14 protein-coding genes and 2 tRNA genes are annotated in these 13,726 nt (G+C 61.0%); 7 read left to right on the top strand and 9 right to left on the bottom strand.

The annotated features are described in order from the left end of the window. The first annotated feature begins 31 nt into the window (after window positions 1-31). Both ACQZ2L_RS06135 and ACQZ2L_RS06130 read left to right on the top strand, forming a co-directional pair. On the top strand, window positions 32-1,120 hold the full coding sequence (locus tag ACQZ2L_RS06135) for an asparaginase (protein WP_101320642.1): 1,089 nt from the start codon (window positions 32-34) through the stop codon (window positions 1,118-1,120). A 153-nt stretch (window positions 1,121-1,273) separates the two neighbouring features. Beyond that, window positions 1,274-1,516 carry a DUF1654 domain-containing protein gene (locus ACQZ2L_RS06130; RefSeq protein ID WP_314871877.1) on the top strand — a complete coding sequence of 81 codons (243 nt, stop codon included), beginning with the start codon at window positions 1,274-1,276 and terminating at the stop codon, window positions 1,514-1,516. Window positions 1,517-1,524: 8 nt separating this feature from the next. On the opposite strand, the gene ACQZ2L_RS06125 is transcribed toward ACQZ2L_RS06130, so the two are convergent. The 5 genes from ACQZ2L_RS06125 to ACQZ2L_RS06105 all read right to left on the bottom strand — a co-directional run bounded on the left by ACQZ2L_RS06125 (window position 1,525) and on the right by ACQZ2L_RS06105 (window position 5,254). Further along, entirely contained in the window at window positions 1,525-3,576 is a 2,052-nt protein-coding gene (locus ACQZ2L_RS06125; protein ID WP_430325466.1) for a PAS domain-containing protein, read from the bottom strand. Between the two features lie 134 nt (window positions 3,577-3,710). Beyond that, the gene (locus tag ACQZ2L_RS06120) at window positions 3,711-4,136 is read right to left on the bottom strand and encodes a GTP pyrophosphokinase (RefSeq protein WP_314871871.1); all 426 of its coding nucleotides are present in this window, start codon (window positions 4,134-4,136) and stop codon (window positions 3,711-3,713) included. Window positions 4,137-4,223: 87 nt separating this feature from the next. Further along, a complete protein-coding gene (locus tag ACQZ2L_RS06115; RefSeq protein WP_103437806.1) occupies window positions 4,224-4,793 on the bottom strand; it encodes an SPOR domain-containing protein in 570 nt (189 codons plus the stop codon). Window positions 4,794-4,929: 136 nt separating this feature from the next. Beyond that, window positions 4,930-5,006 (bottom strand) — tRNA-Val (locus tag ACQZ2L_RS06110). A 171-nt stretch (window positions 5,007-5,177) separates the two neighbouring features. Then, window positions 5,178-5,254 (bottom strand) — tRNA-Val (locus ACQZ2L_RS06105). Window positions 5,255-5,454: 200 nt separating this feature from the next. Between ACQZ2L_RS06105 and ACQZ2L_RS06100 the strand changes: the two genes are divergently transcribed. After that, window positions 5,455-6,738 carry an NAD(P)/FAD-dependent oxidoreductase gene (locus ACQZ2L_RS06100; protein ID WP_430325228.1) on the top strand — a complete coding sequence of 428 codons (1,284 nt, stop codon included), beginning with the start codon at window positions 5,455-5,457 and terminating at the stop codon, window positions 6,736-6,738. Between the two features lie 47 nt (window positions 6,739-6,785). On the opposite strand, the gene ACQZ2L_RS06095 is transcribed toward ACQZ2L_RS06100, so the two are convergent. Then, on the bottom strand, window positions 6,786-7,475 hold the full coding sequence (locus tag ACQZ2L_RS06095) for a peptidase C39 family protein (RefSeq protein WP_430325227.1): 690 nt from the start codon (window positions 7,473-7,475) through the stop codon (window positions 6,786-6,788). 209 nt (window positions 7,476-7,684) lie between these two features. On the opposite strand from ACQZ2L_RS06095, the gene ACQZ2L_RS06090 reads away from it, so the two are divergent. Then, a complete protein-coding gene (locus ACQZ2L_RS06090; RefSeq protein WP_178080773.1) occupies window positions 7,685-7,861 on the top strand; it encodes a hypothetical protein in 177 nt (58 codons plus the stop codon). A gap of 101 nt (window positions 7,862-7,962) precedes the next feature. Here the strand turns inward: ACQZ2L_RS06090 and ACQZ2L_RS06085 are convergent, their stop codons facing one another. Beyond that, on the bottom strand, window positions 7,963-8,715 hold the full coding sequence (locus ACQZ2L_RS06085) for a TerC family protein (protein WP_430325226.1): 753 nt from the start codon (window positions 8,713-8,715) through the stop codon (window positions 7,963-7,965). Window positions 8,716-8,764: 49 nt separating this feature from the next. Beyond that, a complete protein-coding gene (locus ACQZ2L_RS06080; protein WP_430325225.1) occupies window positions 8,765-9,019 on the bottom strand; it encodes a hypothetical protein in 255 nt (84 codons plus the stop codon). Between the two features lie 131 nt (window positions 9,020-9,150). On the opposite strand from ACQZ2L_RS06080, the gene nhaR reads away from it, so the two are divergent. The 3 genes from nhaR to ACQZ2L_RS06065 all read left to right on the top strand — a co-directional run bounded on the left by nhaR (window position 9,151) and on the right by ACQZ2L_RS06065 (window position 12,053). Further along, window positions 9,151-10,044, top strand: a complete 894-nt coding sequence (gene nhaR / locus ACQZ2L_RS06075) for a transcriptional activator NhaR (protein WP_430325224.1) — start codon at window positions 9,151-9,153, stop codon at window positions 10,042-10,044. Between the two features lie 66 nt (window positions 10,045-10,110). Beyond that, the gene (gene sstT / locus ACQZ2L_RS06070) at window positions 10,111-11,322 is read left to right on the top strand and encodes a serine/threonine transporter SstT (protein WP_430325223.1); all 1,212 of its coding nucleotides are present in this window, start codon (window positions 10,111-10,113) and stop codon (window positions 11,320-11,322) included. Between the two features lie 83 nt (window positions 11,323-11,405). Further along, window positions 11,406-12,053, top strand: coding sequence for a YceH family protein (locus ACQZ2L_RS06065; protein ID WP_430325222.1), 648 nt, complete (start codon window positions 11,406-11,408; stop codon window positions 12,051-12,053). Between the two features lie 33 nt (window positions 12,054-12,086). Here ACQZ2L_RS06065 and ahpF read toward each other — a convergent pair whose 3' ends face one another. Beyond that, a complete protein-coding gene (ahpF, locus tag ACQZ2L_RS06060) occupies window positions 12,087-13,649 on the bottom strand; it encodes an alkyl hydroperoxide reductase subunit F (protein ID WP_430325221.1) in 1,563 nt (520 codons plus the stop codon). Window positions 13,650-13,726 lie beyond the last annotated feature (77 nt).

Below are 13,726 nucleotides of genomic sequence, written 5' to 3'. Positions count from 1 at the left end.
TCTCACCAGGAAGATCGAGAGAACAATAACGATGAAAACCGCACTGAAGACATTTGCCCCGGGCGCCCTCGCCCTGCTGCTGATCCTGCCGACTGCAGTTTCTGCCAAAGAAGCCGAGCAGCAACAAAAGCTCGCCAACGTGGTCATTCTCGCCACCGGTGGCACCATTGCTGGCGCTGGCGCCAGCGCCGCCAACAGCGCTACCTACCAGGCCGCCAAGGTAGGCATCGATAAATTGATCGCCGGCGTGCCGGAGCTGGCCCAACTGGCCAATGTGCGCGGCGAGCAAGTCATGCAGATCGCTTCCGAAAGCATCAGCAACGACGACCTGCTCAAGCTGGGCAAACGCGTCGCCGAGCTGGCTGACAGCAACGACGTCGACGGCATCGTCATTACCCACGGCACCGACACACTGGAAGAAACCGCCTACTTCCTCAACCTGGTGGAAAAGACCGACAAGCCAATCGTAGTGGTCGGTTCGATGCGCCCCGGCACCGCGATGTCAGCTGACGGCATGCTCAACCTGTACAACGCCGTAGCCGTCGCCAGCGACAAGCAATCGCGCGGCAAAGGCGTACTGGTGACCATGAACGACGAGATTCAATCCGGCCGTGACGTCAGCAAGTCGATCAATATCAAGACCGAAGCGTTCAAGAGCGCCTGGGGCCCGATGGGCATGGTCGTGGAAGGCAAGTCGTACTGGTTCCGCCTGCCAGCCAAGCGTCACACCTCCAACTCCGAGTTCGACATCAAGCAAATCAGCAGCCTGCCTGCGGTAGACATCGCCTACGGCTACGGCAACGTCACCGACACCGCCTACAAGGCATTGGCGCAAAACGGCGCCAAGGCGCTGATTCATGCCGGCACCGGCAACGGTTCGGTATCGTCACGTGTGGTACCGGCTCTGCAAGAGCTGCGTAAAAACGGTGTACAGATCATTCGCTCTTCCCACGTCAACCAGGGCGGTTTCGTACTGCGCAACGCCGAGCAGCCGGATGACAAGAACGACTGGGTAGTTGCCCATGACCTGAACCCGCAAAAAGCGCGGATTCTGGCGATGGTTGCAATGACCAAGACCCAGGACAGCAAAGAGCTGCAGCGGATCTTCTGGGAATATTGATCTGTTGATTGCCTGAGCCGAGCAACGCTTTGCTCATGCTGTCGCGGGCCGCCCGGCCCGCGACAGCCACTGGGCCAAGGCTCACGAGGTTGTTGCGAAATTGCCTGCAGTGAAATACTGTACGCACATACAGCACAACAAGGAACACCCCCGATGGCCGCTGCCTCTCAAGCCACCCCCAGCCCATACCAACAACTGGGCGAGCGCATCCAGAAAATCATCAATAGCACCACCGCCCAGCGCAGCAAGTCTGCGTTGATCTTTCGGCTGGAGCACGAGCTGCCAGACGACTGGGCAACGCTACTCGAAGAGATTGCTGAAAACGACAACGTCACCCTCGCCTACCGCGATGATGGCGGCGTGCAGATCTTCTGGACTGTCCCCAAGGAAGACTGAGCAGGCACTCAAGCCTTGGCAGTTGCGTCGTCCGCTTGCGGCCTGAGCAAGGCATTGACCTGCGAGGTCAGTGACTCAAGGGCAAATGGCTTGGTCAGTATCGCCATGCTCGACTCCAGTGGCTGGCGATCGAGCACTTCTGGCTGGGCATAGCCCGTCATCAACAACACCGGCAGGTCGGGCCTTGATTGCCTGCCCGCCTCCGCCATCTGCCGCCCATCAAGTCCACCAGGTAAACCGATGTCGGTCACCAGCAGATCAATGCGGATGTCCGAACGCAGCAGTTGCAACCCTGCCAGGCTGTCCGCCGCCTCGATCACCACATAGCCGTAACTGCCCAGGGTTTCGCTGACAAACATGCGCACGGAGGACTCGTCATCGACCACCAAAACCGTTTCGCCGGCTGCGGCCGTGGGCTTGGCACACTCGCCAGGTTGCGCCTGCGGAGCGTCCAGCGCAGCGCTGTGGCCCGGCAACTGCAGCAGCACCCGTGTACCTTTGCCCGGCTCTGACTCGATCCTCACCTGACCACCGGATTGCTTGGCAAAGCCATAGATCATCGACAACCCAAGCCCGGTCCCGGCGCCCACCGGCTTGGTCGTGAAGAACGGCTCGAAGGCCTTGCCCAGCACCTCGGCGCTCATGCCGGTACCACTGTCCGCCACACAGATGCTCAGGTAGTTGCCCGGGCTCAACTCCGGATCAAGCTCGGGTCCAGTCGTCAGCAGCTGGTCGCAAGTGCTGATCAGAATCCTGCCGCCACCCGGCATGGCATCGCGCGAATTGATACACAGATTGAGCAAGGCGTTTTCCACCTGCGCCGGGTCGACCAGACAAGCGCTGGCCTGCGCAGACAAATCCACCTTGAGGCTGATTGCCGGCCCGACCGTGCGCCGGATCAACTCCTCCATGCCGCCAATCAAGGCATGCACATCCGTCTCGACCGGCACCAGCGTCTGCCGACGGGAGAACGCTAGCAGGCGATGGGTCAGGGCTGCGGCGCGCTGAGCGGCACCGTGAGCAACGCCCAGATAACGCTCCAGATCGACCGTGCGCCCCTGATTCAACCGCAACCTGATCAAGTCGAGGCTACCGCTGATGCCGGCCAGCAGGTTGTTGAAATCGTGAGCGATGCCCCCGGTCAATTGGCCCACCGCCTCCATCTTCTGCGCCTGACGCAGCGCAGCCTGAGCCGCTTCGCGCTCGGCAACGGCAACGCTGATGCGCGCTTCCAACGTGCGGTTAAGCTCGAGCAAGGCGGATTCGGCGTTCTTTCGCGCGGTGACATCCATCGACGAGCCGATCAGACCGATCACTTCACCGGTTTCGCTCAGCAGCGGCGCCTTCACCGATAGCCAGACTGCCACCGAGCCATCCGGCATGTCGACCCGCTCTTCAATTTGCTCAGCCAGGCCGCTATCCATGATGCGCTGGTCGTTCGCCATGACCTGGCGCGCCTGCGCTTCATCTTCAAGAAATTCCAGGTCGGTCTTGCCCAGGTAAACCTCGAGCGGCTTGCCGATCAACTGCGTAGTGCCATGGTTGGCGACCAGCATCCGCCCCTGGCGGTCCTTGGCGTATACCACGCCAGGCACTGCCGCCGTGAACGTGCGCAACAAGGCGTTTACGCGATCGCGCTCAGCTTCGGCAACACGTCGCGACTCGATGTCCATCAGCACACCAGGAAAGCGCACGGCCATACCCTGCTCATCGAGCTCGGCGCGGCCATTGGCCTCTACCCAGCGATAGCAGCCGTCGTCCTGGCGAACACGATATTCACAGCGAAAACGCCCACCGCGAGCCATGGCCTGCTCGATGTCACGGCCAACTCGCTCACGGTCTTGCTCGTGGATCGAGGCGAACGCCTCGGAGATCGGAATACCACTGGTGCAGCGTTCTGCAGACAGCCCGAATGAGCGGGCGAAGCGCTCGTCAGCCGTTACGCAGTCGTTGCGAATGTCCCACAGCCAGGTGCCGATTATGGCACCAGCGTCCAAGGCCAATTGCAGCCGCTCCGAAGCATCCGTCGGAAAGACCTGCAGCCGGGCGGGCCTGGCCATCGTATCGACGGGCACCGCAGGGCTTTCTCGATCCATTGCTACCTCTTGAATAACCCATTTTCAAGGCCGGGGATATTACCGGCCGATCTGGCCAATGCGCTAGATACAGTAGACAGCGCAGGCGAGGCAGGCGTTCAAGTCAGGGTTTGCAGGTAGGCACTGGCATGCTGATAGCGGCTGAGCCGGGCAAGGTCAGCGGGACCTGGGCAGGCGATGCGACTGAGGTCGCTGTTATCGGCCAGATCAGCCAGCTTGACCTCTCGTGCCAGAGGGTCAGCGCCTGCCCGAATCACAAACGCCTCATAGCTCTCGCCTGGACGTCGACTGAGCGAGAGCAAGGCGGCAAGGATTTTCAGCGGAAAGCCCTCAAGAGCGAGGTCCGATACCGTCAGGGGCGTGTCTTCGAGTACATCGTGGAGTACAGCGACAATGCGCTGTTCAGGTGTGGACACCCGCATCATCACCCGCAGCGGATGAAGAATGTAGGCTGCCCCACCCTTGTCGTACTGCCCCTCGTGGGCTTTGGCGGCTACAGCGATGGCCCGTTCCAATGTAGACATGCGACCTCTCCCTGTTCAGCGCCCGCTTAGCCAAGCATAGCCAACGATCGCGTTCAGGCACAGCCCGCCTGCCTCATCAGTCACTTATCAGCGCTGGGCACCATGCTGGATCACCACAGAGTCAGTGCCTTGACGCGCCATCACATCGGCCTTGCGCGCCTGCGCCTCTTCCTTGGTCGGGAATGGACCCAGCAGCACCACCGGCTTGCCGTCACGGTACTCGACCGAAGAGGGAATCCCCTTCTCTATAAGGCGCGCAGTCATGTCGCTCAGAGCCCCCATGTTCGGCCCCTGCACCACCTCGACATCCCAGCCCTCTGGCGCCGGTTGATCGGCCAGGGCTTCGGCGCGACGCTGCAGCTCGGCACCACCACAGATCTCGCGGATGCGCAGGTCGTCTCCGGTTTCGTCGACGATGATCTGGTACTGGCCATCCCGCTTGATTGCAACGTAGCTGCGGTAAGCCTCGAATTTGCCGTCAGCGTCCTTGCCGCGGAATTGACCGCAGATCGAGCCATCGGTATCGAAGCGCACGTTGGCGAATTTGGCGGTCTTGGGATTGCTCAGGTGTTCGGCCACCTGCTTGTGCACGCCATCCACTTCATTGTTGCAGCCCGCCAAGGCCAGCATCGCTGTTACCACCGCAAGTTTACGCACGGGTCTAACTCCAGAATCGAAGGCGCGGATTCTACCATGATGGCTGGCTAGCGCCGATGGGCAGGCTGCCGCAGGGTGTTTCAGGCGCGAAACAAATGCAAAAAAGGCGATCCTTTCGGATCGCCCTCTTCAAGTTTGGTAGGCACAATTGGACTCGAACCAACGACCCCCACCATGTCAAGGTGGTGCTCTAACCAACTGAGCTATGTGCCTGTCGTGGGGCGCATATTACGAGTGAAGCGCACCTCTGTAAAGCTTTTTTTTGAAGAAAATCAAAACCTTTGCACTGCCTGGTCCTGAGACTGGGGTGGACCACCAGGATCAGCAACCACCAGCAGCGCAAATGAAAAAAGGGTGACCCTTGCGGATCACCCCTTTTCGATTTGGTAGGCACAATTGGACTCGAACCAACGACCCCCACCATGTCAAGGTGGTGCTCTAACCAACTGAGCTATGTGCCTGTCGTGGGGCGCATTCTACGGAATCCAAAAACCCTGTCAACTGTTTTTTCCGCGCTAAGCCACTGAATCCTAAAAATATTTACTGATAGTCACGCACCACCGCTGCGTAAAGGATTTTCACCATACGACTAGCGGGTGTTTATTATTATTGATAGCATCGGTACATTCGTTAAAAATATAAAACACGAGGTTTCTCGAGCATGGCTAATACCCCCTACCCACAGTCCTACTACGCCGCCTCGGCCAACCCGGTGCCGCCACGTCCGGCGCTGCAGGGTGAGGTGGAAACCGACATCTGCGTAATCGGTGCGGGCTATACCGGCCTGTCCAGCGCACTGTTCCTGCTGGAGAACGGCTTCAAGGTCACCGTCGTCGAAGCGGCCAAGGTTGGCTTTGGGGCATCCGGCCGCAACGGTGGCCAGATCGTCAACAGCTACAGCCGTGACATCGACGTGATCGAACGCACCGTTGGCCCGCGCGAAGCACAATTGCTGGGCGCGATGGCCTTCGAAGGCGGGCGCATCATCCGTGAGCGCGTCGCCAAGTACAACATCCAGTGCGACCTCAAGGACGGCGGCGTATTCGCAGCTATCACGCCCAAGCAGATGGCCCACCTGGAATCGCAGAAACGCCTGTGGGAACGTTACGGCCACACCCAGCTGGAGCTGATGGACCAGAAGCGCATCCGTGAAGTGGTCGCGTGCGACAGCTATATAGGCGGCATGCTCGACATGAGCGGCGGCCATATTCACCCGCTCAACCTAGCATTGGGCGAAGCGGCTGCGGTCGAGTCGCTGGGGGGCGTGATCTATGAACAGACCCCTGCCATACGCATCGAGCGCGGCGCCAACCCGGTCGTGCACACCCCGCAGGGTAAGATCCGCGCCAAGTACATCATCGTTGCCGGCAACGCTTACCTGGGTAACCTGGTGCCGGAGCTGGCCTCCAAGTCCATGCCATGCGGTACTCAGGTAATCACCACCGAGCCGCTGGGCGATGAGCTGGCACGTACCCTGCTGCCGCAGGACTACTGCGTCGAGGACTGCAACTACCTGCTCGACTACTACCGCCTGACCGGCGACAAGCGCCTGATCTTCGGCGGTGGCGTAGTCTACGGCGCCCGCGACCCGGCCAACATCGAGGCGATCATTCGGCCGAAGATGCTCAAGGCATTCCCGCAGCTCAAGGACGTCAAGATCGACTACGCCTGGACCGGCAACTTCCTGCTGACCCTGTCGCGTCTGCCCCAGGTCGGCCGCATCGGCGACAACATCTACTACTCGCAAGGCTGCTCCGGCCACGGCGTGACCTACACCCACTTGGCGGGCAAGGTCCTGGCCGAAGCGCTGCGCGGCCAGGCCGAACGCTTTGACGCATTCGCCGGCCTGCCGCACTACCCATTCCCGGGTGGCCAACTGCTGCGGGTACCGTTCAGCGCCATGGGTGCGTGGTATTACAGCCTGCGCGATCGCCTGGGCTTCTGATCCACAGTAGATGAAGACGGCCGGCCATCAGCGCCGGCCGTTTGCGTTCAGGGCTGGCCGAGGCTGCTGACCGCTTGCCTGGCCGCCATTTCCTGACCCGCCCTGGCCAGTTCGTCGGCGCCTTGCAACCAGCGCTGGCGATCGACCTGAGCTGGCAGTTGCTGCGGCGGCTGAATTAATACCGCCCAACTGCCCTGCTCTTCCCACGCCTTGGCAAACGCATCGAACGACATCATCTGCCGCCGCTGCATGCCTGCACGCAGCAGCACCCGCTGCTTGTAGCTGTCATAGCCGACCAGTACCGCATAGCGCGGCTCACTCCACCATGCCGCACCCTCTTGATAACGCAGCAGCACCGGGTTGCCCGCCGCCACTTGGGCGAGCAATGCATCCAGACGCTTGTCCAGCGGATACACCAGCATGCCGTAATCACGCGCCACAGGCGGGATCGATGTTTCCAGCGCTTCGGCTGCTTCAGGCAGCTTCAGCGGCTTGTCGAGCAGGCCAGGGGTGATCCGAATGCCTTGCTGCGAGAGCATGACCGCCAGGGCCATGGCGCCACTGTGATTGGCGTTGCCGCGGAAGAACGGCACGCTGCTGATCTCGACCCGCTGCGGCAAGCCTTTTACATCCGCAGGAGGCGCGCCGGCGCAGCCAACCAGACTGGCCGCCAGCAGGCATGCAGCGAGCAGGCGCTGTGAAGGATTGAGCAACGACTTGAGGGGAGCTTGCAACATGGACACTCACTTGTCTGAAGCCGGGCTGGCACCCGGCGATTGTCTCTGATCATAGGGCGGACGCGCGCGCAGGAATAGCCCGACGCAGGTTAGTAACAAATCGGACCAAGGGTTCGACCTAAGCTCAATTGAACGTCATGAGGGTAACGCTAGACTAAGTAAGTGTCTGGAAGGTAAGCCTGGGGCAAGCCCGAGAGAAGGAGGCACACATGAGCCTGACTATGGGAATTCTGTTGTTGGTAGGTATGTGGCTGAGTGTGGCCGCTGCCATGTTATGGGGTGTTCTGCGCATTGTCCGCAGGCATTCGCATCATCCACTGCCGGTTCAGGCCAAGGCCAAGCCCTTGCCCGTGCAACGCGCTCGCCAGCCTGCTGCAGCGCACTGACATCGCGTCAGCGTAAAACAAAAAACCGCGCAGCTTGAAGGCATACGCGGTCCTTTGATGAAACTGCCATTGCGAATGGGGCGCCAGGCGCCCCGCGCAACTTACTCCTGTGCAGCCTCACGCTTGAGGCGCGCTCGGCGAGCAAAGATGTTGAGCATCTCGATCGCGGTCGAGAAAGCCATCGCTGCATACACATAACCTTTTGGCACGTGGGCACCGAAGCCTTCAGCGATCAAGGTCATGCCGATCATGATCAGGAAGCCCAATGCAAGCATCACCACGGTCGGGTTGTCGTTGATGAAGTTGGCCAGCGGATCGGCGGCCACCATCATCACGATAACGGCTGCCACCACTGCGATGATCATGATCGGCAAGTGCTCGGTCATGCCCACGGCGGTAATGATGCTGTCGACCGAGAACACGATGTCCAGCAGCAGAATCTGGAAGATCGCGGCGGCAAAGCCGAGGGTGACGGTCGATGAGACAGTGGCCTCATGCTTGGCACCGTGCGGATCGACGCTCTCGTGAATCTCTTTGGTTGCCTTCCACAGCAGGAACAGGCCACCGGCGATCAGGATCATGTCCTTCCAGGAGAAGGCATTGCCGAAGATCTCGATTACCGGATCGGTCAACTGGACGATCCAGGCCACGGTACTGAGCAACGCCAGGCGCATGATCAACGCCATGCTGATACCAATCCGGCGCGCCTTGGAGCGGTACTCGACAGGCAGCTTGTTGGTCAGGATCGAGATGAAGATCAGGTTGTCGATACCGAGCACGATCTCCATTGCTACCAGAGTGGCCAAGGCTACCCAGGCGGTCGGGCTTGCGGCGAGTTCCAGCAAATATTCCATGGATCAATCCTGTTTCTGGCTATGTTAGGGCTGTGTTCGCAGCTGTGGGTCAGATGTCTTGGGTCTTGCCTGGAGCGTTGTCTTGGCCATCCGCGGGCTTGGCAGATTTCTCCCGCTCCCCACCAATGACATCGTTCAGCGCCTGTTGTGCTGCATCGTTGGTCTTGTCGATAGCCTGCTTGGCCGATTGCGCGGCCTGATCGATTACCTGCTGGGCAGACTTTTCGGCCTGCTCGCAACCGGCCAGACTCATCAGAGCCAGCGCAAGCACCAACGGAGTACCGATGGATTTGAGTTGTAGCATGGGATCCTCACTTGTCATGTCTGGGCAGCGCACGTGGCGCCAGATGAAAGGCATTCTAATGAAGCGGAAACATCCGGAAAATTCGTTTTTTTAGCGGCTATACTTCGTTTTTTACGAATCCGGAAGCGCCCATGCTCAATTACCGGCAACTGCATTATTTTTGGGTAGTCGCGCGCACCGGCAGTATTGCCCGCGCCAGTGAGCAGCTGAATCTGACGCCGCAGACCATCAGCGGGCAGATCAGCCTGTTCGAGCAGACCCATGGCCTGGAATTGTTCCAGCGTGTCGGGCGTCAGCTTGAGCTGACCGAGAGCGGCAGGCAGACGCTGGTCTACGCCGAACAGATGTTCCAGATTGGCAGTGAGCTCGAGACCATGCTGCGCGCCGGGCCGCAGGAGCAGATCCTGTTCCGCGTCGGCGTTGCCGATGTGGTGCCCAAGTCCATCGTTTATCGATTGCTGGCCCCGACCATGGAGCTGGACGGCGCTCTGCGCATCAATTGCCGGGAAGACAAACTCGAGCGGCTGCTGGCCGATCTGGCCATCCAGCGTCTGGACCTGGTCATTTCCGACAGCCCCATGCCCAGCCATCTGGATATCAAGGGTTACAGCCAGAAGCTCGGCGAATGCGGTTTGAGCTTTTTTGCCACTCCAGCTCTGGCGGCAGAGTACTCAGGAGCGTTTCCGGCCTGCCTGAATGATGCGCCGCTGCTGATCCCGGGTCAGGAAACCGTAGTCCGCAGCCGGTTGTTGCGCTGGCTGTCCGAGCAGCAGGTGCAACCGCGGATCGTCGGTGAGTTCGACGACAGTGCTTTGATGCAGGCCTTCGGTCAGTCCGGCAGCGGCATCTTTGTCGCGCCCAGCGTGATTGCCGATGAGGTATGCCGCCAGTATGCGGTGGAGCTGATCGGCCATACCGAGGCGGTCAACGAGTCGTTCTATGCGATATCGGTGGAGCGCAAGGTCAAGCATCCGGGCATCGTCGCGATTACCGAGGGTGCGCGCAAAGAGTTGTTCCACTGGTAGGCAGCGGCCGGGAGCGCTGGTCTATGGTACAGTCGCGCCCGTCCAAATCCCTGAGATTCGCTGCACATGCTGCCTGTTCTTCGCCTGTTCACCCGCACCAGCCTGGTTACCCAGATCGTCATCGGCCTGATCGCCGGCATCGCCCTGGCCTTGCTCGCGCCTGCCGTGGCGCTCGACCTGGCATTTCTTGGCAAGGTTTTCGTCAGCGCCCTAAAAGCGGTAGCGCCGGTACTGGTGTTCGTGCTGGTGATGGCCTCGATCGCCAACCACAAGCACGGCCAGGAGACCCATATCCGGCCGATCCTGTGGCTGTACCTGCTGGGCACCTTTGGCGCAGCCGTGGTCGCCGTGATCGCCAGCATGCTGTTCCCCTCGACCCTGCTGCTCAGCGCCAGCGAGGCGTCGTTGAGCGCTCCGGGCGGTATCACCGAAGTGCTGCAGAACCTGCTGCTCAGCGCTGTCGACAACCCGGTAGCGGCGCTGCTCAATGCCAACTTCATCGGTGTGCTGACCTGGGCCATCGGTCTGGGGATCGCCCTGCGCCATGCCAGCGAGGCTACCCGCACCGTAGTCGACGACCTGTCCAATGCGGTGACCTATATCGTGCGTGTTGTCATTCGTTTTGCGCCGCTGGGGATCTTCGGCCTGGTAGCAGCGACCCTGGCACAGTCGGGGCTGAGCGCCCTGCTTGGCTACCTGCACCTGCTGGCGGTGTTGATCGGCTGCATGCTGTTTGTCGCGCTGGTGATGAACCCGCTGATCGTGTTCTGGAAGATCCGCCGCAACCCCTACCCGCTGGTGCTGATGTGCCTGCGCGAAAGCGGCATCACGGCGTTCTTCACCCGCAGCTCGGCCGCCAACATCCCGGTCAACCTGGCACTGTCGGAAAAACTCGGCCTGCATGAAGACACTTACTCGGTCTCGATCCCGCTGGGCGCAACCATCAACATGGCCGGCGCGGCGATTACCATCACCGTGCTGACCCTGGCAGCCGTGCATACCCTGGGCATCGCCGTCGACCTGCCCACTGCCGTGCTCCTCAGCGTGGTGGCTGCCGTATGTGCTTGCGGCGCTTCGGGCGTGGCCGGCGGTTCGCTGTTGCTGATCCCGCTGGCCTGCAGCCTGTTTGGCATCCCCAGTGAAATCGCCATGCAGGTGGTCGCCGTCGGCTTCATCATTGGCGTGCTCCAGGACTCGGCAGAAACCGCCCTGAACTCTTCGACCGACGTGATCTTCACCGCCGCCGCCTGTGAGGCCCAGGAGCGACGCGCTGCCTGAGTGATAAGGCGGTGCCGCTGGCAATTGCTTAACGGCGCCGCTTTACCTAGGCTAGTGGCCTTTCCTCGCAACGAGACAGGGCCATGTCAGAACAACACAACGCCAGTGAAGGCCGCTTCAACAGCACCGAGATCCGCATCCTCGGCTCGCTGATCGAAAAGCAGGCCACCAGCCCTGAAACCTACCCCCTCACCCTCAACGCGCTGGTAGTCGCCTGTAACCAGAAGACCAGCCGCGAACCGGTGATGAACCTCTCTCAGGGCCAGGTCGGCCAGGCACTGCGTGCGCTCGAAGGGCGTGGTTTCACCAAACTGCAGATGGGCAGCCGTGCTGACCGCTGGGAGCAACGCGTAGACAAGGCGCTGGAACTGGTGCCTGCGCAGCTGGTGCTGATGGGTTTGATGTTTTTGCGCGGGCCGCAGACGATCAACGAGTTGTTGACCCGCAGCAACCGCTTGCATGAGTTCGAGGATGACCAACAGGTCCAGCATCAGCTCGAGCGCTTGATTTCACGTGAGCTGGCGGTACACCTGCCGCGCCAGGCTGGGCAGCGAGAAGACCGCTATACCCACGCGCTGGGTGATCCGGCAGAGATCGAGGCTATTCTTGCCGCGCGCCAGCAAGGCGGCCCTGAACGCAGTTCGGCCCCCAGCATCGCTGAAGAACGTATCAGCGCGCTGGAGGCACGAATTGCAGCACTGGAAGAACGCCTGGCCCTGCTGGAAGGCTGAACCCAGCCAGCCCAGCAGGACCGTGCGTCTACGTCAGGCCGGTGCGGAGCTGCGGATCAGGTGATCGAAGGCGGACAGCGAGGCCTTGGCACCCTCGCCCACCGCAATCACGATCTGCTTGTACGGCACCGTGGTGACGTCTCCGGCAGCGAACACGCCGGGGATGTTGGTCTGGCCCTTGGCGTCGACGATGATCTCGCCACGCGGCGACAGCTCGACCGTGCCTTTGAGCCAGTCGGTGTTGGGCAGCAGGCCGATCTGTACAAAGATCCCTTCCAGCGCGATGTCATGCAGCTCATCGCTGTTGCGGTCCTTGTAGCGCAGGCCGTTGACCTTTTCGCCATCCCCCAACACTTCGGTGGTCAGCGCACTGGTAATCACCTTGACGTTGGCCAGGCTGTGCAGTTTGCGCTGCAACACCGCATCGGCACGCAGTTGGCTGTCGAACTCGATCAATGTCACCTGAGCGACGATACCAGCGAGGTCGATGGCCGCTTCCACACCCGAGTTGCCACCCCCGATCACCGCCACGCGCTTGCCCTTGAACAGCGGGCCATCGCAGTGCGGGCAGTAGGCGACGCCGCGGGCGCGGTACTGCTGCTCGCCAGGCACGTTCATCTCGCGCCAGCGTGCACCGATTGCCAGGATCACGGTCTTGGCCTTGAGCGAAGCACCGCTGGCCAGCCGCACTTCGTGCAGGCCGCCAGCAGCAGCCGGGATCAATGCCTCACCGCGTTGCAGGTTCATGATGTCGACGTCGTACTGCTTGACGTGTTCTTCCAGCGCCGAGGCCAGTTTTGGCCCTTCGGTTTCCTGCACCGAGATGAAGTTCTCGATCGCCATGGTGTCGAGCACCTGGCCGCCGAAACGCTCGGCGGCAACGCCGGTGCGGATGCCTTTGCGCGCAGCGTAGATTGCAGCTGCGGCGCCGGCTGGGCCACCGCCCACCACCAGCACATCGAAAGCGTCCTTGGCGTTGATCTTCTCGGCCTGGCGTGTGCCAGAGCTGGTGTCGATCTTGCCCAGAATCTCTTCCAGGCCCATGCGGCCCTGGCCAAACACTTCGCCGTTGAGGTAGATGCTCGGCACGGCCATGACCTTGCGTGCTTCAACCTCGTCCTGGAACAACGCACCGTCGATGGCGACGTGTTTCACATTGGGGTTGAGCACCGCCATCAGGTTCAACGCCTGGACCACGTCCGGGCAGTTCTGGCACGACAGCGAGAAGTAGGTTTCAAAGGTGAAGTCGCCTTGCAGTGCCTGGATCTGCTCGATCACTTCGGCACTGGCCTTGGACGGATGGCCGCCGACTTGCAGCAGCGCCAGCACCAGTGAGGTGAATTCGTGGCCCATGGGGATGCCGGCAAAGCGCAGGCTGATATCAGCACCCGGGCGGTTCAGCGAGAAAGAGGGCCGGCGCGCGTCGCTGCCGTCCTTGTTCAAGGTAATCAGGTCCGACAGGCCGGCAATTTCCACCAGCAGGTCGTGCATTTCGCGGGACTTCGCACCGTCGTCGAGGGAGGCTACGATCTCGATCGGCTGGGTGACCCGCTCCAGGTAGGTTTTCAGTTGCGATTTAAGCGTGGCGTCCAACATACGGGCGATTCCTTGAGCAATCAGGGTAAACAAAAACGCCCAGGCAAAAGTGCCCGGGCGTTTGGCGGGGCGGTGAT

This window comes from Pseudomonas shirazensis (genome assembly GCF_050496565.1).
Classification (GTDB): domain Bacteria; phylum Pseudomonadota; class Gammaproteobacteria; order Pseudomonadales; family Pseudomonadaceae; genus Aquipseudomonas; species Aquipseudomonas shirazensis_A.
This window is presented reverse-complemented; position numbering and strand designations above follow the sequence as displayed.